Here is a 20,747-nt window from a genome sequence, read left to right on the forward strand (position 1 = left end):
TCACATGGTTCGGCTCGACAACAAGTGGGATGCCGTCTTACCGCCTTTTGGCGCGATTCGGGATCGCGTTTTGGCCGATTGGCGCGAGAAGCAGGCCGAGCGCGCAACAGAAGTGTTCATAGAAAATCTGCGATCCACCTATGTGATCGAAGACCTTGGAGAAGCTGACCTCTCTGCGGGTGAATCATGAGGCGCCTGCTCGCTTTCTTAGTGCTGCTGGCGGGTCTTTTGGCGCCCGCCTTTGCTCATGCGCATGCGCTGGAGCCGGGGTATCTTGAGATCTCGCAGGAGACCGACAGTGACTGGCACGTCTTTTGGCGCAAGCCGGATGTTCGGGGCGCGCCGATGGATATCGACGTTGCGCTTCCGGAGTTCTGCACCGCGCCCACCTTTGATGCACCAGTCTTTGACGGGCGCGCCTGGACACAAGTCTGGCGCATGTCCTGCACCGAAGACCTGCGCGGTAACACGATACGGATCGAGGGGCTTGAGGCGCAAAGAACAGACGTTTTGCTGCGGGTGGGATATCTGGACACGGTGAACATGGCGACCTTCCGCCTGACCCCCGACGCACCTTCTGTAACACTGCCCGCGCAACAGGGGCTAATCCAGACGCTATGGCAATATGGCGTGTTGGGGTTTGAACATATCCTCGAAGGTTGGGATCACCTGCTGTTTGTCTTTGCCTTGCTGGTACTGATCCGCAACCTGCGTCAGCTGATCTGGGCGGTGACCGCCTTCACCGTCGCGCATTCGATCACGCTGGGACTGGCCACTTTCGGCGTGCTGAACGTCCCGGGCCCTCCGGTCGAGGCAGTGATTGCCCTGTCGATCGTCTTTCTGGCGACCGAGGTTCTGCGGTCTGACGACAAACCCAAGACGTTGGCCAGCCGGTTCCCCTGGGTGATTTCCTTTGGGTTCGGCCTGCTGCACGGTCTGGGCTTTGCCGGGGCGCTGGCCGAGATTGGCCTGCCAGAACAGGACATCCCGGCGGCCTTGCTGGCCTTCAATCTGGGGGTCGAGGCTGGGCAGCTCGCCTTCATCTTTGCAGTGCTGGGCGTGTTCGTGACGGTCAGGAAAGTGGCGCGGGCGGTTTGGGGTTGGTCTCTGGCGCAAGGCCCGTCGCGCCAGATCCTTGGATATCCCATCGGATGCATTGCCGCGTTTTGGCTGGCCGAACGGCTGGCCGGATTTTGAATGAACCATGAAAAGGAGAATGGAAAGTGAGTAAGATACTGGGGGGTGCGATGGTTGTCGCAATACTCGCGATCAGTGGCTGCGATGTCGTCGATCCGGACTGCACGCCGGAAAAGGCCGCGAAGCGTCAGGTCCAGCAGGCAACGATTGGCGTCAGCACCAACCGGTGCACGGCGGCTGAGACTGCACGCGATACCGCAGGTATCGACGGATAAGGAATTCGGGCTGTCCAAAGCGCTGGATGAATCGTGAGTGGTGAAGAAGTGACGCCCGGTATTGTCCTGCAGAAACCGTAGTCACTGCGCCAGGTTTTGGATGCTCGGATCGGTTCCCCGTTTGAACCTCGTGAAACGGGGAACCGTCAGAATTAAGTCTTGAAACGCTCGAATGGGCCGGAGGCCACATGCGCTGGAAAGGACGACGTACAAGCAAAAACATCGACGACCGACGCCATGGGTCCAGTGGCGTGTCTCGTGCCGGAATGGGCGGCGCGGGGTTGATTGTGGTCGTCGTAATCGGCCTGCTTTTTGGTGTCGATGTCACGCCGTTTTTGGGCGGCGGTGGTCAGGTTGCTCCTCCGCAAGCAAATGCCCCGGTTCAAATTGACGACGAAACCGAAGAGTTTGTGGCTGTCATACTTGCCGACACGGAAGCGATCTGGTCCGAGATTTTCGCGAATTCGGGCATTCAATACACGCCGCCGGTTCTGGTCCTGTTTGCAGGCAGAACTCAATCGGCCTGCGGCAGCGCCGCTTCGGCAACCGGCCCGTTCTATTGCCCTGTCGATCAGCGTGTCTATCTGGATACGTCGTTCTTTCAGGTGATGGAGCAACGGCTGGGCGCGCGTGGTGATTTTGCCAAGGCCTATGTCATCGCGCATGAGGTCGCGCATCATGTCCAGAACAGCCTGGGCGTTCTGGAACAGGTGAACCGCGCAAAAAGCAGGTCCAGCCAAGCCGAGGCAAATGCCTTGTCGGTTCGGGTCGAGCTTCAGGCTGACTGCTACTCAGGCGTCTGGGCCCGCGCCGTTGACAAGCGCTTTGGCGTATTGGAACCCGGCGACATAGAAGAAGCCCTAAACACGGCCGCCGCAATCGGTGACGACGCACTGCAACGCGCCCAGCGTGGCGTTGTTGTCCCTGACAGTTTTACTCATGGCACCAGTGCTCAACGGCAAAACTGGTTCCATCGCGGATACCAGACAGGTGACCCCAACAGCTGCGAAACCTTCGCAGTAGACCAACTATGACTTTCAAGGAAAACGAATGAAATCCAAGCTAATAGCGGCTGCCAGCACGACTATGGCACCTGTTCTGGGATCAACCGCCGCTCTTTTCATTTTCGGCGCGCTGGGATCCGAGGTTGCTGCCCAACAATGCGGCTCGTCCGGCGATCTGATCTATATCGGACGGACGCGTGGTGAGACATCCTCGGTTTGGCTGTCTACAACCGCACGGGGCGATTTTCGGCTGGAAGCGGCGCAGGGAAACACAACCGTCGACACCTGGAGCCAAAACCGCAGCGGCCCTCATCTGTCCTTTTCGCCGTTTGTTTCCAACGGATCTGGCGGCGTACACCGGCTGTTTGAAAGTGGTGCTGCGCCCAATGGTCGGGACTGTCTTGTCGATACACAAAACCAAAGAAGAAACTGGTCGCTTCCGGGCCGGCCACCGGGCGGCGGTGGAGGCGGAGGAAATCCCGGCGGACCGGGAGGTGGCGGAGGTCCAGGTGGACCCGGCGGTGGAGGCGGCAACCCCGGAGGAGGGGGCGGTAATCCCGGCGGCAGTGTACCAGGAGGTGGATTTGTCGGTGTCTTGCCAACGGCAGGCAGCACACGCTTTGACCGCTCTGCTGAAGTCACGGAACAAAAACCGTGCACGACAGATCCCAATGGCAAACTGGACTCGGCTCTGTGTGACCCACTTGTAACCCCACCGCTGACCGAAGGGCGCGATTTTGCCCCGCCGACACCGTGGAATGTCTGGACAGACTTTACCTTTACGCAAGTCGACGACACGCGCGGCGTTCGGGATTTGGACGTGAACGATCATTATTTCGCGGTGGGTATCGACCGTCTTGTGACACCGACACTTGTTCTGGGCATACAGGCGGAGTTCGACAACACGGATGCCAACGCTTATGGCGGCTTGTTCGAACAGGATACAAATGGCTGGGCTGTTGGACCCTATTTCGCCTGGCGGATGGCCGAGAACTGGACCCTGAACGGACTGGCAACCGTTGGGCAATTGTCTTCGGATGTCTCACTTCTGGGGCTGACCGGTGATTTTGATCGGACACGTTGGCGGGCCAATCTACAGGCGACTGGCGAATATGAAGCCGGAAATTTTCTGATCCGACCCTCTCTTGCTTTTGACTATTATCGCTATGAGGGCAAAGATTTTGACCTGTCCGGAACACTGCTTGGAATACAGCGCGACATCATTGTCGAACTGGACAGCGCGCAATACAGCACTCTGACACCAGAGGTCGAAGTCAGCCGCCCATTCTTGACGTCGAATGGTGTGGTCGCACCCTTTGCCACGTTCGGGGCAACCTATTGGATCGACAACGACCAACTGGGGTTGGTGGCACCTTCAGTGGGCCAGGATCAGGATGATCTGATCTGGACGACCCGCCTGGGAGTGCGCGCGCGAATGGGCGAGGCAGTGTTTGCCGAAGCGTCCTTTGGCTATCTCAGCCTGTTTGAAGACAATCTGGATGCCGCCGACGCATCCGTGTTCCTATCGGTAAGTTTCTGATCTCTGAAATGCAAAGGATATGAAGCGTAGCCCCATCCTCATCATAATCGCGATCCTGACGATCCTCGGATTTCTTGCGCCCGAAACGTCGCGGGCACAAGGGCGTACTGGACCGGTGCCCGTAGCTGCCTCGGTCTGTCCTCCATTTGTGATTGGAGAGGCGGATAAGCTGGATGGTCTGGCCATTTTCTTGTGGGATCGCGTGGCTCGGGAACTCAGGCTTGACTATGAAGTTACGCTGATGAGCTTCGGTGACATGATCGATAGTGTCGCCGCAGGGCAATCAGCGGTCGGCGTGTCTTGTCTTTCGATTACATCCGAGCGTGAAGAACGGGTGGACTTTTCTCATTCGTTTTTCGAGACGCACAAGGCCATCGGGATCAAGAAAGCCAGCTACCTCAGCTCTATTTGGCAGTTCCTGCTGAGCCCGCGCATTCTGACCGCAATCATCATCGTGCTGGGTGCAGCAGCACTGGTGGGCGGAGTGTTCTACCTGCTTGAGCACAAGATCAACGCAAAGCTCTACGCGATGAAATCGCGCGGCGGCAAGGTGATGGAGGCTTTGGTGATCGGCCTCCTGTTCGTGACGCGCGGTCCCATTCGCTATTACGAGTTCAAAACGCCGACGGCGCGGATACTTTCCGCTTTGTTGGCGGTTGGCAGCACAATCATGGTTGCCAGCATCACGGCCATTCTGGCCAGCGCATTCACACTGGAACAGATCCGATCCGAAATTCGCTCGCCCGACGATCTTGCTAAGGTGCGGGTTGCAACTTTGGCGGATTCAACGTCGGCAGAATACCTACAACGATCTGGCATTGCAGCGCGGACTTATGACACCCTGACCGAGGTAGTCACCAGCCTGGACACTGACCGCATCGATGCGGTTGTCATGGATGCACCCGCCCTGAAATACGAAATCCTGCGCGGCCGCGAACAGGGCCGCTTCGAAAACCTCGAAGTGCTGCCCTACGAGTTCGAAGAACAGAACTATGCCTTCGCGCTGCGGGATGAAAGCCAATATGTCGAGGTTCTCAACCGCGCCCTGCTGTCTGTCCGCAAGAGCCCAGCATGGGATGCCGAAGTACGAAGGTATATCGGGAAGTGAGATCGACCGACCTCGCCGATTAGGGCTGGTGAATAAGGTTAAAGGAAGAAAAATGATGCCGAGAAAACTACTATGGGTATCGCTGGGACTGATCGTGCTGGCCGCCTGCTCGACGGGACCTCGTGAATTTGTTCAAACCCCGTCGCGTGCGGTCGAGATCCCGTCTAACAGCAGGTTGACGACTGCGGTGCGCAAACTGGGAGATCCGCGCGACGGGCGATCGGGGGTCAAGCTGATCAGCAACGGCGAAGAGGCTTTAGCCGCGCGACTGGTGTTGGCGGCGCAAGCGGATGTGTCGATCGATGCTCAATACTACCTGCTGCACAACGACCTGACCGGGCAATTGTTTGCCCAAAGCCTGTTAGATGCGGCGGATCGCGGTGTGCGCGTGCGGCTGCTGCTCGATGACATGGACACATCCGGCTATGACGCGATGACGGCGGCGCTGGATTCTCATGAAAACATCGAGATCCGGCTATTCAACCCATTCTGGCGCGATCAGAGCCTGCTGGTTGCAGGTCTGACTGATTTCAAACGCATTAACCGGCGCATGCACAACAAATCCATAACGGCAGACAACACCGTTTCCATCGTGGGAGGCCGCAATGTGGGGGATGAGTATTTTCTGGCCAAGGAAGAGATGAACTATGCCGATTTGGATATCCTCGTGGCCGGGCCAGTGGTTAACGAGGTGTCCGATAATTTCGACGAATACTGGAATAGTGAATTTGCCGTTCCCGCTCATGCGGTGATTGGCGAACCCGAGACTCTGGGGTTGGCAGATGCCCGCGTGCGCCTGAATGCGCGTGTCGATGAAGCGCTGAAAACCCCGTATGCAGCGGCGGTCAAAAAAGCGGCGCAAGAGAACTTTACCCTTAGGACACTCAGGCTGAATTGGGTTCCGGCAAAACTGTATTCCGACCCGCCATCCAAGGCAGCCGGGGCCGATGCTGATCAGCCCATTCTGGCATCGCAAATGGTGCCCTATTTCCGGAACGCCGAAAGTTCGGTCAATATCGTGTCGGCCTATTTCGTCCCCCGAAAGAAAGGGGTCCAATGGCTGAGCGAGCTTGAGGGTCGTGGGGTCGAAGTGCGCGTTGTCACCAATTCGCTGGCGTCAAACGATGTGGCGCCGGTCTATGCCCATTATGCAAAGGAACGACGCGCGTTGTTGGACGGGGGCATCGAACTGTTTGAACTGCGCCCCGATTCCGACCAGGTCCATCAGAGGGGTGTGAACTGGGGTCAGTCGCGCGCGGGCCTTCACACCAAAGCCTTCACGATCGACGACCGTTATCTGTTTGTTGGCTCGTTCAACTGGGATCCGCGATCCGTCAATATCAACACGGAAATGGGCGTCTTGGTAGACTCTCCGGAATTGACGGCACGTGCGGTTCACGTGCTTGATGAAGCATTGCGGGAGAATACCTATTTCGTCCAGCTAGACGAGAATGACCGGGTTACTTGGAAATCCCTTCGCGAAGATGGAGCGATTTCGTTGTACCGAAGCGAACCAACTGGCAGCTTTTTCGACCATCTGAAGGCTGGAATTCTGGCGATCCTGCCAATCGGGTCGCAGCTGTAAATCCAACCGAACCATAAGACACGCCTGGCGACGACCAACAGGAGATTGAAGCTTTTGTTTAGATGAGGATTGAAGATGGAATTTTTTGTAGACGGCCTGAATGGCGTTCTCTGGAACTACGTCCTGATATACGGGCTGTTGGGTGCAGGCGTATATTTTACGATCCGGCTTGGGGCACCGCAGTTTAGGCACTTTGGCGAAATGCTGCGGGTCATAACTTCGGCGCCCAGCACCGACCAACGTGGCATAACACCGTTTCAGGCGTTGACGGTCAGCCTTGCGTCACGTGTCGGTACGGGAAATCTTGCCGGTGTCGCCGTGGCACTGACACTGGGCGGGCCGGGTGCCATCTTCTGGATGTGGATGGTCGCACTGGTTGGAATGGCCACCGCCTATTCCGAAAGCACGCTGGCGCAGCTTTACAAAGTGACGACAAAATCCGGCGAATATCGCGGCGGGCCCGCGTTCTATATCTCTAAAGGTCTGAATGCCCCCTGGGCAGGCGCTTTGTTTTCTGTCTGCCTGATTATCAGTTTTGGGCTGATATTTGTCGCCGTGCAATCCAACTCGATCGCGGAGGCCTTAAACGGAGCTTTTGGCATTGAAAAACTCTGGGTTGGTGTTTCGGTCGCCGCTGCTGCCGCTGTTGTCATTTTTGGTGGGATCAAGGCAATTGCGCGCGTTGCTGAAATTCTCGTTCCGTTCATGGCGTGCGGGTATCTACTGATTGCGATCATCGTGATGATCCTGAACATCACCGAAGTGCCAGCCCTGCTGTGGTTGATCGTTTCAAGCGCGTTGGGTCTGCAAGAGGCGACGGGCGGGATTGCGGGCGGCCTAATGGCTGCGATGCTCAATGGCATCAAACGGGGTCTGTTCTCGAACGAGGCTGGCATGGGGTCGGCTCCGAATATTGCCGCCGTTGCAACCCCGTCGCCGCACCATCCGTCAAGTCAGGGGCTTGTGCAGGCATTCGGGTGCTTTGTGGACACGATCCTTGTCTGCACTGCAACCGCGCTGTTGATCCTGCTGTCAGGTGTGATGAGTGGCAGTGAAGCTACGGGGATGCAATTGACCCAAAACGCGCTGGATGTTCATCTCGGACCTGTCGGCACGTATTTTATTGCGATTGCGATCATCTTCTTTGCATTCACGTCCATACTTGGCAACTATTCCTATGCTGAGAATGCGATGGTCTTTCTCGGCCTCGAGGGCAAAGCAGGTATCACCGCACTTCGCGCGGCCTGTCTGGGAATGGTTGTCTGGGGTGCGCTGCAGACGGTCGCGACGGTCTTTAACTTTGCCGATGCCGCTATGGGTGTGATGGCTGTTGTCAACCTGACGGCAATCCTGCTGTTGTCCGGGACAGTATACCGACTGACCAAAGACTATTTCGGTCAGAGGAAAGCGGGACAGGAACCGGTCTTTGTTTATGAGGACTTCAATGGTTCAACCGATGGCGTATCCGAAAAAATCTGGAGCGAAGATGCCCAATCATCCTGACCCTTCCGAGATCCAGCACATTCTTGACGATATTCAGGTGCAAATGGCCGGAGATGCCAATCGTGGTGAGGTGGCAAGTTATATCCCCGAACTCGCGCGCGTACCGCTCAACCGTTTCGGGATCGCTGTTGCGCCACTGGATGGCCCCCCAATCACGGCCGGTGATGCGGAGCTGCCGTTTTCAATCCAGAGCATCTCGAAGGTGTTCGCGCTGGTTGTTGCGCTTGAACATGTTGGTGCCACGTTGTGGCGGCGCGTAGGGCGTGAACCCTCGGGTGATCCGTTCAACTCGATTGTTCAGCTTGAATTCGAACGCGGCAAACCGCGCAATCCGTTTATCAATCCCGGCGCAATCGTGGTGTCTGATGTGATCCTGGCCCATCAATCTGACGTGACAGCACCGCACCCGGTTCTGGATCTGTGCCGGCGGCTGGCAGACGCGCCTGACATATCTGTCGACGAAGAGGTCTTTGCATCCGAGGTCGCAACAGGCGACCGAAACCGGGCGCTGGCCTATTTCATGCAGGCAGAAGGCAACATCCAATCCGATGTGGTCGAAGTCACCGAACGCTATTTCCGGCAATGCAGCATCAATATGAGCTGCCTTCAACTTGCGACCGCCACGCGGTTCCTTGCAACAGGCGGCGTCGGACCAGTCGCAAAATCTGCGGGTGTCACGCCGGAACGTGCCCGTCGCATCAACGCCCTCATGATGACCTGCGGTTGCTATGACGCCTCAGGTGAGGTGGCTTTTCGAATAGGTCTGCCGTGTAAAAGCGGTGTCGGCGGAGGTATTGTCGCCATTGTCCCTGGGGTCGCTTCAATCACGGCCTGGAGTCCGGGGCTGGATGACAAGGGAAACTCGATATTGGCCACCAAGGCGATCGAACAATTGGCGCATAGATTAAATTGGTCGGTGTTTTGACCGGGGTTGAAGAACAAGGGGCAGGGGGGTGAACATGAATTTGAAGCGCGGTAGAGCCATAAGGCTGGTGCCTTTTTTGCTATTGTTCCTGCCAAATGTCACCTGGAGCGCAGAATATGAAGATCCCCCTGTTTTATCGGCGCAAGACGGGGCCAACAATATTCCCCTTGAGACCAAGATTTATCGCGTGGAAGACCAAGTTCAGACTGATGGTTTCATGGCGACATACGTCATTGAAACCGAGTTCGGTCAGTTTTCAGCTTCGGGGCCCGGTATGCTCGCGGTTCGGCTGAACGAGATCAGAGCGCTTGCCGCGCTGGAGCATATGGAAACCGACGAGCGATTTGTTGAAGCAGCCCAGGATACAGCCGAAGACACGTTTGGAAACCTGCGCCAGCTGGTCAAGAAGCCAAAGGAAACTCTGAAAGGAGTCCCGGACGGTGTTGGTCGCTTTTTCAAGCGCACAGGAAGGTCCGCCAAAACGGGGCTGCAAAAACTGGGCGATTCCCGGAATGGCCACCTACCTGGAGTTGATCCCGGCAGTGCATCTGCACTTCCCGGCGGCTCATCCGGGCAACAGGCGATACCAAACGACAGTCTTGCCGAAAGCGTGGCGCGCACCGGCGGAGATGTTGCCGTCAATATTCTTGGGTTTGACAAACAAAGGCGCCGTTTGGCCAAAGAACTGGGTGTTGATCCTTATACCACCAATCAGGCACTGGCGGACAAGCTGGATCAGGTTACCTGGGCTGCTTTTGCTGGTGGTCTTGGCGTCAACGTTCTGACCAGTCTTGTTCCTGGTGGGCTTGTCCTGACGTCTTCCTCGCGGCTCAGTGACTGGGTCTGGGATACGGCGCCCGGCGATCTTCGCGTCGGTGTCGAAGATAGTCTGTTGTCCATCGATGTTCCCCGCGAACAGGTCGATCGTTTCCTCCGCCACAGCTACTATACGCTCAGCATGCAGGTTGTGGTCGCAGAATCCTTGAAATCACTGGATGGCGTGCAGGGCCGAGCCGAAATAATTCCTTTGGTTTTGAGCGTCGGATCGGAGGGTCAGGCCCGATTTCTGGTGCAGACGCTGGATATGCTCAGGACGTATCATCTCACCAGGACGTCATTTGCAGAACTGCGTGAGCAAGGTACCATTGTTGGCATCACAATTGACACAGGAACAGTGATCATGGCGCCGGTGGACCACCTGAGTTGGACGGCTGTACTTGATAACTTTGCGTCCAAAGTCGAAAGCAATGGTGATGTACCCGTTTCTTTGTATGCCTCAGGCGAGGTCTCCCGTATCGCAGGCGACAATCTTATGAAACTCGCTTGGGTTGTTGAGGATCACAGCTCGATTTCGCCAGAGGCCTATCCATTGCGGTAATCGGACAACTGAAGGTCGTTTCTGTCGGCTGCTACAAGATCAAGCGGGCTTTGCTACTCAAACAATGATCCACGAATATGATCGCCTCCGCTCATCTGGTTGTGCAGGTATTCGTTCCAATACGGCGTCCAGGAAACAAGGACCTTTCCCGAGCCTTCAAACAGCCTGAGCCGGGTCTGGCCAGAAATCAGGTTTCTGGGGAACCTTGCAGATCGTACGGACCGAAAGCGCAACCCGGACGTTCGGCCAAGAACCAGTCGTCCCTGAACCTTCAGCTCTCCGTCCGTTATGGATACCTCCTCGACCGGGCCGGGCGCGTTAATTGCCACTTTGCCTGCCCCGCGCAACCTGGTTTTCCAGGCAAGCAGACCATCACCTGCCCACCAGCTTGCAAGAAGCGGGTCGCGATGCAGACCAAGATTGACCGACGCTTCACTGGCCCAGTATTCGCCGGGCTCCAGGATCCACGTCTCGTTGGGTTGGACGTCGAACACATGAAAGCCTGCGAGGGACGGCTGCAGATATACTTTTCCCGTGCCCGAATAGTAGGGTCGTATACGGGACTCCCGTGTGAACATGCTCCGAAAAATATCACCTGGGCCGGGCAGTTTCGGAGTAAAAGAAACATCGCCGTGAAAGTTCGACAGGGCCCCACGTGCGGCTTGGACGGTTTCGTCTTCAAGCCCAATACATAATTGCCGCATCCCTTCGACATTCCTGACATCGAACCGAGCCATGTCAGAACCTCTCTCCGGGTGGTTCATCCCAGACCATGAGGCGGCTCCACAGAAGCTCAAAGGGCTCAGGCTGTAGTGCGGCTTGCCCTCGCAACGGACGATCAAGAGTGACAATGACGAAGAGTATGACACCAAGAAAAACAGCGGTGATGCTGCCCAGAACAATATGTTGGCGTACTCTGATCCGAAACATTGTCATCAACAGAACACTGATACCAGCTCCAACCAGAACGGCCTGCCAAAGGACGTTCGGGATAGCGGTGCCCACACCAGCCAATCGCAATTGCCGGGCATCGGAGAAATCCTGAAACGACGAAATAACTTCGGTGTGAACAATTTGCTCTGATCGGGTTATCGGTGAGAACTCTGCCAGTTTCTGTCTGATGGATTCCGCGCGATTGTATCCACCATTCAGTATCCCACCTTGCCGGTGTGCCGGCCAATCACTGTGGATTGTATAAAGCACATAGTCCCTCAGGATAAGCTTCACCTCGCTCTGGTAAGGTTCGGGATAGACGTTCAATTGCGCATATAATGAACCCAGCGACGTCGCTTCCAGCAGAATGCTCTCTTTGGCCCGCTCCGAGTTCTGGTAGGCGGCGACGGTAAGAAGACCCAGCAACAAGCCGTAAAAAAGACTGAAACCAGACGTGACATAATTGATTGATGAGTTGAATTCGGGGCCGGTTCCCAGCAGAATTCGAAGAACGGGTTTGACGACAAACAACCCAATTGCCACCGCAGCCAGAGCCACGAGAACAAACCATATAGCCAGCCTGTCTGTAGGGATGTCGTAAACAAAATCAGGCATATCGAAGCGACTTGTTACAATTGCAGTGATAATACGATTGGTCCGAACAATGGTAAAACGCTTATTCACTCTTTTCTTGGCACTTTTCCCTTTATTGCCGTGCTCTGCAGCCGCTGAAGAGGTCAGAGTTTTTAGTATCGGGTCCGGGAGCGTATCTGGGAACTATTTCCCCGTTGCCCGAGCAATTTGCAATGTGTTTAACGCACGTGACGATTCTCGGCGCAGATGTAGCCCTGAACCGACTCCGGGAAGCGTCTACAATCTGACAATGATGAGGACCGGGGAGTTGGATTTTGCGATAGCGCAGTCCGACTGGCAAAAGGCGGCCTTCGACGGTACCGCAGTTTTCGCACAACAAGGCCCGATGAGTGATCTCCGTGTCGTATTGCCCCTGTTCAGCGAAGCCGTAACGATCCTCGCAGCGCCAGGTTCGGGTATTGAAACGATCCAAGACCTGCGCGGCAAGTCAGTGGATATCGGTCGATCCGCGTCGGGTCGGAATGCGACGATCCGAAAATTTCTGCAAGAGTTTGATCTTGAGCTGGACTTCTTCGGTTCAACCTATGAGCTTGAACCGAAGAACGCCTTGGACGAACTTTGCGAGGCCCGGATTGATGCGAGCATCTTCGTATTGGGGCACCCAAATGAACAGATCGGGCGTGTGCTGGCGAAGTGTGGCTTAACGCTGGTTCAGGTTGTCGGTCCAGGTGTTTCTTCGTTCCTGGAAAACAACCCGGTATATCAGAACGCGATGATAGACTTGGACCCGTATGGTTTTCCCGGACAGAAAGTGCAGACTGTATCTGTCATCGCTGCCCTTATTACGCGCGGAGAGGTTGAGAATTCCCTCGTGGCAGACTTGGCCGAAGCGATCAAAATGGAAGCTGCGAAGCTCACCGCTGAGCTTCCTGTTCTTGAGCCAGAGATGATCAGAGGAACAAGTTCTTCCGGGGGTGAAATTCCCAATCATCCCGGAGTGCTTTCTAACAGGAACTGAGGCGATAGTTGGCCTTTGTCGCTTCAATGCTTGCCTTCCTAGCTTGGTTGGAAAATGCATGAAGGCAAGGATCTGCCTTGACGATCGCGGTAAGTCAGCACCTGACTCATTGTCTTCCCCCCCAGTTTTTTTGAAAAAAGATCCGCGCATTTGTCCCGCTACGGCGATCCTTTTGCCCATTTGATTGCCAGAATCGGATTTTTGAGTGATCTTTTTAGAAATTGAAGGATCGCAATATGTTAAGATATCTAATTTTTGCGCTCGGTATTGGTGCATCTACTGCCCTGTTCGCACAAGAGGCATCCAATGACACCGCTGTGACTGATGATGCATCAGCGACTTCCGCCGACCTTTTAACTGACGCTGAGCTACAGACATTGGTCGCTCCGGTGGCTCTGTACCCCGACACATTGCTGATACAGATTTTTGTCGCCGCCACACAGCCGTTGGAGATTGTGAAGGCCGAGCGGTATCTGCTGGACAACGCTGAGCGCGATCCCGTTGAACTTGAGCCGGAAATCGAAGCGATGGGCTGGGATCCTTCCGTCAGTGTGTTGGCGACGGCATTCCCCGAAATCGTTGGTCAGATGGCAACCCATATCGATTGGACCGAGACAATGGGCACAGCCATGCTGGCCCAATCCGATGATGTGATGGATGCGGTTCAGGTCATGCGCGATCAGGCGATTGACAGCGGTGCCCTTGTTTCAGGGCCTGAGCAGACCGTCGAGGTGTCCAATGACGACACGGTAATCATCACCCCGACAGAACCCGAAACAGTGTACGTCCCACAATACAATCCTCAGACAGTCTATACCGGCCCGTCGACCGGAGACGTGGTGGGCGCGGCCCTGCTGTCACTGTACCCTAATAAATCAGAATCTTGTCTGAAATTGTCCTGCAAAATCAATGGTGGTTTGTACTCTTAATTTTCATATTGTACCGCCAATTACCATACTGTACCCTTAATTGCCGTACAGTCGGTACTGTGGATAAGTGTCGGCCTATTGGGGTGGGGGATTTGCGTGGGAAATGAGCGTCTTGCCAAACACCGTGCAGCGGTTCTTCGGCCGATCCTGGAGCTTGAGAAGAGAGGTGAGCCGATCAGCGCGGCGATCGGAGATGCCGCTTGGGAACTGGGCTTGGCGAAAAGCCACACATGGTCGCTTTATCGGCGTCTGAGAGCGAACGATGCCCGAGCGACCGCGTTGGAGTTGGACCGCCGCGGGCCGAAACCAGGGTCGAAACGGATTGCCGAAGGCGTCGAAATCATCATCAATGAGAGCCTGCGAAAATACTATCTGGTCCGCGAGCGCTCGAGCTTTCTCCGCATCTGGCGTGAGATCCGTGCTGAGTGCGAGGCGAAGGGATTTCAGCCCCCGACCCGGAAAACGGTCAAAGCTCGCCTCGACGCGATGGATCAGCGAGAAGTGTTCCGGAAACGGCGCGGGGCAGAAGAGGCTAACAAGGTCTTTGCTGCGCGTCCTGGCCGCCTTGAAGTTTCAGCCCCGCTGGAAGTCGTTCAGATTGATCATACGACTTCAGACATCACGTTGGTCGATCACGTCAATCGACGGCCACTTGCGCGCCCCTATCTGACGGTTGCGATTGATGTCGCGACCCGGATCGTTCTCGGGGTCCATGTCACTTTCGACGAGCCATCTATCTTGTCGATCGCCCTATGTCTCGATCACTGCGTACGCCGGAAATCGGTGCACGTCCCTGGAACTATGGAAGAGGTGGTTTGGCCGACGGCCGGAATCCCGAAGGTAATTCACGTCGACAATGCGCAGGAGTTCCACAGCGACGCCTTCAGAATGGCCTGCGAAGATTGGGGCATTACTGTCGAGTATCGTCCGCTTGGCGGCAAACACTACGGCGGCCATGTCGAACGGCTGATCGGAACGACCATGGGGGCCGTTCATGTTCTGCCCGGGACGACGCAATCCTCTATCGTTGAGAAGGGCGACTATGACAGCGAGAAGCACGCGGCCCTTACACTGACCGAGTTTGAAGACTGGCTTCATCTGGAAATATGTCGATACCACAATACGGTTCACGAAGCTCTCGGACGAACCCCGCTCGCGGCATGGGCGGACATGGGCGGGGATACTGCGGGACGGCAGGTTGTCGATGTCGATGCCTTTAGGACAAGTTTCTTGCCGTTCGAGTGGCGCCAGCTCGGGCGCACCGGGATCACGCTCTTCGGGGTCCATTACTGGAGTGATGTTTTTGCATCGTTGGTCGGACGAGGGCAGGGCAAGGTACAGGTGAAATACGATCCGCGAGACTTATCGCAGGTCTGGGTCATTACCGGTGATGGCCGCGAGATTCCGGCGCGCTACAGGGATCTCAGCCACCCGCGGATATCGCTTTGGGAAAGTCGGCGAGCGCGGAAAGATTGGCAGGAAAGGCATGGTGGCCGGATCAACGAGCGGGTCCTATTCCAATTGATTGACGCGCAACGGCAGCTGGCTGAGGCGGCGCGCCAAAAAACGCGGACTGCCCGGTTGGAAAACGCAAGAGGCGCGCGGCTACCCCGGCCCCAACCGCGCCGTGATTCCTCGCGCGAAATGTTCGCGATTGATACAGGCAACCCTGATCTGCCAACCTATGAGATTGATGAGTTTAATGACCCCAGAAGAAAGAATTGACGGTATCCGCGGCGACCATTGGATCGCGTTTGACCGTGCCACCATCGTTCTCAACCGATTGACATCCCTGATGGAAATGCCACAGCAAAGCCGGATGCCAGGGCTGATGGTTTATGGAAGTTCCGGCATCGGAAAGACGATGATCGCCAAGCGGATGGCGAGCAAATATCCAACGCAGTACAACGCTGAACTGGGCATCACGAAAACACCCATCCTGCTGGTTCAGGCCCCGCCGGCCCCGGACGAACGACGGTTCTATCAACACATCCTGGCGACGATCGGGGCGCCTATGTGGGGTCGGCATACCGTGTCCGAGCTAGAGGTGCGCGCGCTCAGTCATCTTCGAGACATGGACCTTAGGATGCTTATGATTGACGAAGTGCATAACCTGCTTGCTGGCAGCTACCGTGAGCAACGCCGTTTCCTGAACATGCTCCGGTTCCTCGCCAACGATCTCTGCGCCTCGCTCGTCGTCTTCGGTGTGAACGAAGCCCTGGAGGCGGTTCGAGGAGACGATCAATTGGCCCGACGTTTGGACGAACACTACCTGCCGCTCTGGGAAGACGATGTGGAGTTCTCTCGACTGATCCAGACGTTGATCGCGGCGATGGCGCTTGAGCAACGCTCAGGCCTTACGGTGGCGTCGCTTCGGACGATCCTGAAAGTGACCGGCGGTGTCACCTCGCGCGTGTTCATCATGATCAAATCCCTGGCGATCGATGCAATCGAGACCGGAGAAGAGCGGATCACGGACGAAGCGGTTCATGCCTGGCAACCGGTTTGGACGAAGCATGCCTGGAACATTCCTCGACAGCCCGCCGCTGCATTCGGGTGACCGTCAGACCGCTACCGTTTCGACCGCCACCTATGCGTGATGAGCTTCTGTCGAGCTGGATGGGTCGCTTGGCGAAGGCCAATCATTGTTCGGTTGAAGAGCTTTGTGGCTATCTGGGTTTGGGGCAGGGCAGGGTGCCGGAATGTGCAAGCGATCTGCGGATGGCGAACTGGGCCATGCTATGCGGGGCGGTTCAGCGGTCCCCGGATGAAATCGTCAGCATGGCTCTTCCGGATTCAATGCATCATGACGTGCAATACGTGTCCCGGCATGACTTCCAATATTGCCCGGGGTGTGTTGCTAAATCACCCGATCTGGTGCTTCGCCATTGGCGCTTGGCATGGTCGATGAACTGTGAAATCTGCGGCCAGGTCCTGGCAGCCAAGTATCCAGCCAAAGATGCATCAAGCAGACTTCATGCCCGCGCTTTGCGCGGCGCGGAAGTTCTGAAGGCGGCTGCTACCACGACCGATCTCGCGCGGTTGCGCCGGATCAGTCTGACCCTGCAAGTCATGTCGGTGCTGAAGATTGGGCGTCTTTGGTCGCTCACCTCCGGGAACAAGCGCGATAGGCTACTGGCGCTTGCTGCGGTCGGTATTGGCACGACCCGTCCCTTGTTGGGTGCCGCCATCATACTGCGAGGAAACGACCGGGCGGCCCGGGAATTGAGCCGCGTCTTTCCTGAACATCGTCAGATGATCGAGCGGATCCGTGGATTGTCGCAGGACCTCAGTCGACCGCTTCCTGGTCTGGCTGAAACAGGGCATCCAACCGGGCATGAAACACATGGATTGTGCCGCCCAAGAGTGTCGGAGAGCGCTTTGCAGGCCGCTCGTCAGGCCATCTCAGAGCTCGGAGCAGACGCAAATCGTCAGACGCTTCTGATGCGCGCCGATGCACTTTGGAAGCGCTAAAGTGGGGTCAAGCCATAAGCCACGGAACCTGTGGATATATTGCAATTAAGGGTACAAAAACGTCCCGGAACGCCGTGAATCCGCAAATTCTGATTAATTAGGGTACAGTGACAGCTATGGCGGCCGCTTGTGCCTCATTGTGCAATCGCCGGCATCACTTCGGGAACATTATGGATCAGCCGGTGAGGAAATTCTGACCGAGAGTTCGCATCTGCATGTGTGGCTCACGCCAAATTCTGAGGAGACAAAGCAAAAGCTGTCCAAGGCACTTGGCAACAAGACAGTGACGCAGAAATCCGTATCGGGGCGCAACTGGGCGAAAGAACCGGGCCGATCTGAAAGCTGGTCCGAAAAAAGCCGGGCGCTGCTCGCCCCGGAAGAAATCGGCCGTCTCGGCAAGGAAGAGGTCATTATCACCGGCAAGGGCATGTTCCCGATCCGAACGAACCGGGTGTCTTATTACAAAGACCATCGGTTCAAAGCGCTGAATGACAGTCAAAAGGGCAAGCCCTGGCCGAATGTGCCTGTGGTCAAAGATGGGATTGTGACGCGGTATGATGAGTTTCTGAAAAGTGCCGGGTCGGCAAAATCGGCTGAGGCTGAAGAACCGGAGCCAGAGTCTGTCATCAAACCGCCCTTGTCGCAGCGTGCGGCTGTCACTGGACCGCGCTCATACGATCCACCCGAGTATGACGGGTATCTCGACCAGGGCGTGTCCGGTTACGGGTACTTCGAAGATCCCCGTAAAGCGACCGATGACGAGGAAACAGCCGAAGACCGGCAGCTGACTCAGGCAATCGAAACGGTGAAAGCACCCAGCTTTGCGGCCAATCTGGGCGACCTGCTGAACCTGGCGCCGATCAGCCCGGACAGTGAGCCCGATTTGGCAGAGCTGGCGCATCGGCTTTCGCCTGACGAGCTGGTCAAAAAACTAATGCCACTGTTCAGCGGCGAAAACAGGAAGATCAGTGGCCATTCGCTGCGTGGGGCATGAACTGGAAAGAAGCGGGACAAACCGGACTTGTGCGATTGCGGCAATTGCTGACGCAGCATTGATTTTCTGTCGCAGCACATTCATCGCTGCGTTGCAGCTGTTGTCGCCAGACCGGTCATTCAAAGCTATGATGATGCGATACTATCAAACTCTAGTTTCGCGGCACATAGGATCAGCAGCTTAGACGCCGAACAAAGCCAACGTTTGCGTTGTCGCTGGCAGTGCAGCAGGACAGGCCATGCGGGCCTTCAGCCAGTAAGCAAATTCTCGTTATGGCTCATGCAGGTGGCGAGGAAGAGGGAGTATGTCGCGGTCGTGGAATTTTTCATAAAGTCGAGATATTGCAGAGATTGGAACTTTGGTTCCTGCTTCGTGTTTGAATTGATCAGGAACGAGGCACCAATAGTGCTTCTATTTGTTGTTATGCTTTTTGACAAGCGTAATCTTGTTTTTCTGACAGGAAATTAACGTTACTGCCGAACGCGATAGCCGGAAGCAATGATCTTGTTTATCAGAACTGCGGCGGCCTGGTGCATGTCCTTTTCATCGTTATTGCCGACTGCTGTTTCGTGGGCAGCAGCTGCGTCATGCAGAACTCCCACAATTTCATGTTCGGGCAGAAGCTCACGATCTTTAGTTGCAAGCAAAAGCGCTTCACAAATTGAGAGTGCGGCCATTCCTGAATGGTCTTGCCGGTCAGCCATGGTAGACGTCCTTTTCTAACAGGCGTCCAAGCATGGAAGCGCCACGATGAATTGCACCATACTGGCATAGATTGCTGTATACTTAACTGATCGAAAGCAGTCTTGGCGTCGGATAGTTTCGCGGGCTGCTCATCGATGAAGGAAGAACACTTGCGCACTATCAAAAATAGTCCACTCACCCGAAAGCTTTCAAACTTCGTCGCTCTGACTGAGGTTGAACTTGCGGTATTGGCACGCCTGCACAAGCGTCGCAGAACCTTTGAAGCCGGACGTGACCTTGTGCATCAAGGGCAATCAGAGCAGGCGGCCTACATTCTGGCCTCGGGCTGGGTTTGTTCCTACAAAACCCAGACTGACGGGTCGCGTCAGATCGTCGATTTCCAAATACCGGGTGACTTTCTGGGCTTGCGAAGCGTTCTGTTGCACACCTCGGATCACAGCATAGAACCAATCATGGAAATCCAAGCCATTGAAGTAGTAGTGGATGATCTCCTGGAAGCATTTGCGCAGACGCCCCGGCTGGCGACAGCAATTCTTTGGGCGGTATCTCGAGATGAAGCGATGGTGGTTGAGCACCTGGTCAACATAGGACGGCGAGATGCGGGTGAGCGCATGGCGCATTTTCTTTTGGAACTTGGTGTGAGGCTGACTCAGGTCGGGATGGCAAACAAGACGGGATACACTTGCCCCCTGACACAATACCACCTTGCCGATGCGCTGGGACTGAGTGCCGTGCATGTTAATCGTGTCCTACGGCAACTGCGGGAGAAGGGGTTGGTTACTTTTCAATCCGGGCAAGTGGCATTTGATGATTATGACGGACTGGTGACGTTGGCCGGTTTTGACCCCACTTATCTGGATCAGGCCGGGCCACTGTTGAAGCAATAGGTTCACCCCTTCAGCGATGCCGGGATTTTGATGATAGTTGCCTGGTTAGAGACGCCATTCGCTTCGGCAGATTTTGGATTTCACCGAAAAAGAAGCGCAAGATAAATACAGTCCGATTGCGGTACTGGATTTCCTGCGCTTCTCAAATACTCGTTAAGAACACGCCAGCAAATATCCCGCCAACACACATCACGTTGCCGGAATCCAAACATCGTTGCACTGACGCAGGTTAGTCAATTTTTGGCAGTACCGGATTCTCGGGCACCAAATGCATTTGAGATTCCAATAAAATCTCAGGTCATTGGCCGCAGACTAACATCGATCAGCGCGCGTCTGCCATTTGCACATTATTCTAAATCACAACGCCAGTACTACCGCGGCGCTTACGAGCGTGTACCGCGGCAGACTGCGCGGGGAAGATCCAACAAACTATATGGAGGACCAAGGTGAGCACGAGATCGTCCAGTTCTTTGGTGACGTTTTCAAATCCGTTCTCTTTGTCCGGCTACCCGGATGAACTTCCTGCAGGCGAGTATGAAGTAGTTGTTGAAGAAGAACTACTACAGGGCCTGAGTTTCGAAGCATATCGCAGAACCGGAACCTACCTGACAGTTCAGGGCAAAGGCAGCAAGCCAGGTCGCACGGAAATGCGCCCAATTGACCCAGAAGATTTTGAACTGGCGCTCAAGCAAGACCAAACCTTGGCCACATCTAACAATGACAGCGATGCGGCGCTTTCCCCGCAGGAGGAATAGATT

General features: G+C 55.6%; 20 protein-coding genes and 1 pseudogene. 18 read left to right on the forward strand and 3 right to left on the reverse strand.

Annotation, left to right across the window (positions count from 1 at the left end; genetic code table 11):
• Positions 1–4 precede the first annotated feature (4 nt).
• The 10 genes from ACR3EN_RS20575 to ACR3EN_RS20620 all read left to right on the forward strand — a co-directional run bounded on the left by ACR3EN_RS20575 (position 5) and on the right by ACR3EN_RS20620 (position 10,455).
• Entirely contained in the window at positions 5–190 is a 186-nt protein-coding gene (locus ACR3EN_RS20575) for a hypothetical protein (protein ID WP_480918511.1), read from the forward strand.
• Complete coding sequence (locus ACR3EN_RS20580) at positions 187–1,197, forward strand: HupE/UreJ family protein (protein WP_480871033.1); 1,011 nt, start codon at positions 187–189, stop codon at positions 1,195–1,197. The genes ACR3EN_RS20575 and ACR3EN_RS20580 overlap by 4 nt, the downstream gene beginning before the upstream one ends.
• 26 nt (positions 1,198–1,223) lie before the next feature.
• On the forward strand, positions 1,224–1,412 hold the full coding sequence (locus ACR3EN_RS20585) for a hypothetical protein (RefSeq protein WP_480700534.1): 189 nt from the start codon (positions 1,224–1,226) through the stop codon (positions 1,410–1,412).
• A gap of 188 nt (positions 1,413–1,600) precedes the next feature.
• A complete protein-coding gene (gene ypfJ / locus ACR3EN_RS20590) occupies positions 1,601–2,446 on the forward strand; it encodes a KPN_02809 family neutral zinc metallopeptidase (protein ID WP_480871035.1) in 846 nt (281 codons plus the stop codon).
• A gap of 16 nt (positions 2,447–2,462) precedes the next feature.
• Positions 2,463–3,956: an autotransporter outer membrane beta-barrel domain-containing protein gene (locus ACR3EN_RS20595; RefSeq protein ID WP_480581785.1), complete on the forward strand. Its 1,494-nt coding sequence runs from the start codon at positions 2,463–2,465 to the stop codon at positions 3,954–3,956.
• 19 nt (positions 3,957–3,975) lie between these two features.
• On the forward strand, positions 3,976–5,064 hold the full coding sequence (locus ACR3EN_RS20600) for a transporter substrate-binding domain-containing protein (RefSeq protein ID WP_480871037.1): 1,089 nt from the start codon (positions 3,976–3,978) through the stop codon (positions 5,062–5,064).
• A gap of 55 nt (positions 5,065–5,119) precedes the next feature.
• Positions 5,120–6,649 (forward strand): phospholipase D family protein, encoded by a 1,530-nt coding sequence (locus tag ACR3EN_RS20605; RefSeq protein WP_480918512.1) that lies wholly within the window; start codon positions 5,120–5,122, stop codon positions 6,647–6,649.
• A 75-nt stretch (positions 6,650–6,724) separates the two neighbouring features.
• Positions 6,725–8,152 carry an alanine/glycine:cation symporter family protein gene (locus tag ACR3EN_RS20610; protein ID WP_480871041.1) on the forward strand — a complete coding sequence of 476 codons (1,428 nt, stop codon included), beginning with the start codon at positions 6,725–6,727 and terminating at the stop codon, positions 8,150–8,152.
• Complete coding sequence (locus ACR3EN_RS20615) at positions 8,136–9,077, forward strand: glutaminase (RefSeq protein ID WP_480581775.1); 942 nt, start codon at positions 8,136–8,138, stop codon at positions 9,075–9,077. Before ACR3EN_RS20610 ends, ACR3EN_RS20615 begins: the two co-directional genes overlap by 17 nt.
• Positions 9,078–9,111: 34 nt before the next feature.
• On the forward strand, positions 9,112–10,455 hold the full coding sequence (locus ACR3EN_RS20620; protein ID WP_480581773.1) for a hypothetical protein: 1,344 nt from the start codon (positions 9,112–9,114) through the stop codon (positions 10,453–10,455).
• 53 nt (positions 10,456–10,508) lie between these two features.
• Here ACR3EN_RS20620 and ACR3EN_RS20625 read toward each other — a convergent pair whose 3' ends face one another.
• Both ACR3EN_RS20625 and ACR3EN_RS20630 read right to left on the reverse strand, forming a co-directional pair.
• A complete protein-coding gene (locus ACR3EN_RS20625; RefSeq protein WP_480581770.1) occupies positions 10,509–11,192 on the reverse strand; it encodes an AIM24 family protein in 684 nt (227 codons plus the stop codon).
• 1 nt (position 11,193) lies between these two features.
• A complete protein-coding gene (locus tag ACR3EN_RS20630; RefSeq protein WP_480918513.1) occupies positions 11,194–12,003 on the reverse strand; it encodes a bestrophin-like domain in 810 nt (269 codons plus the stop codon).
• Positions 12,004–12,052: 49 nt separating this feature from the next.
• Here ACR3EN_RS20630 and ACR3EN_RS20635 point away from each other — a divergent pair, with 49 nt between their 5' ends.
• From ACR3EN_RS20635 to ACR3EN_RS20660, 6 genes and pseudogenes are all read left to right on the forward strand, one after another.
• Positions 12,053–13,000: a TAXI family TRAP transporter solute-binding subunit gene (locus tag ACR3EN_RS20635; RefSeq protein WP_480871043.1), complete on the forward strand. Its 948-nt coding sequence runs from the start codon at positions 12,053–12,055 to the stop codon at positions 12,998–13,000.
• A gap of 221 nt (positions 13,001–13,221) precedes the next feature.
• A complete protein-coding gene (locus ACR3EN_RS20640) occupies positions 13,222–13,929 on the forward strand; it encodes a DUF3300 domain-containing protein (RefSeq protein ID WP_480918514.1) in 708 nt (235 codons plus the stop codon).
• Positions 13,930–14,025: 96 nt separating this feature from the next.
• Positions 14,026–15,654 (forward strand): Mu transposase C-terminal domain-containing protein, encoded by a 1,629-nt coding sequence (locus tag ACR3EN_RS20645; protein WP_480918515.1) that lies wholly within the window; start codon positions 14,026–14,028, stop codon positions 15,652–15,654.
• Positions 15,632–16,489 (forward strand): TniB family NTP-binding protein, encoded by an 858-nt coding sequence (locus tag ACR3EN_RS20650; RefSeq protein ID WP_480825299.1) that lies wholly within the window; start codon positions 15,632–15,634, stop codon positions 16,487–16,489. Before ACR3EN_RS20645 ends, ACR3EN_RS20650 begins: the two co-directional genes overlap by 23 nt.
• Entirely contained in the window at positions 16,486–17,403 is a 918-nt protein-coding gene (locus tag ACR3EN_RS20655) for a TniQ family protein (protein ID WP_480871049.1), read from the forward strand. The genes ACR3EN_RS20650 and ACR3EN_RS20655 overlap by 4 nt, the downstream gene beginning before the upstream one ends.
• Before the next feature lie 115 nt (positions 17,404–17,518).
• Positions 17,519–18,397 (forward strand): annotated as a pseudogene (locus ACR3EN_RS20660) (type IV secretory system conjugative DNA transfer family protein); the annotation flags it as partial.
• A gap of 470 nt (positions 18,398–18,867) precedes the next feature.
• On the opposite strand, the gene ACR3EN_RS20665 reads toward ACR3EN_RS20660, so the two are convergent.
• Positions 18,868–19,101, reverse strand: a complete 234-nt coding sequence (locus tag ACR3EN_RS20665; protein WP_480861148.1) for a hypothetical protein — start codon at positions 19,099–19,101, stop codon at positions 18,868–18,870.
• A 135-nt stretch (positions 19,102–19,236) separates the two neighbouring features.
• Here ACR3EN_RS20665 and ACR3EN_RS20670 point away from each other — a divergent pair, with 135 nt between their 5' ends.
• Together ACR3EN_RS20670 and ACR3EN_RS20675 are read left to right on the forward strand one after the other, a co-directional pair.
• The gene (locus ACR3EN_RS20670) at positions 19,237–19,989 is read left to right on the forward strand and encodes a Crp/Fnr family transcriptional regulator (protein WP_170499212.1); all 753 of its coding nucleotides are present in this window, start codon (positions 19,237–19,239) and stop codon (positions 19,987–19,989) included.
• A 446-nt stretch (positions 19,990–20,435) separates the two neighbouring features.
• A complete protein-coding gene (locus ACR3EN_RS20675; RefSeq protein ID WP_170452327.1) occupies positions 20,436–20,744 on the forward strand; it encodes a hypothetical protein in 309 nt (102 codons plus the stop codon).
• Positions 20,745–20,747 lie beyond the last annotated feature (3 nt).

This window comes from Ruegeria sp. G7, from assembly GCF_056535465.1.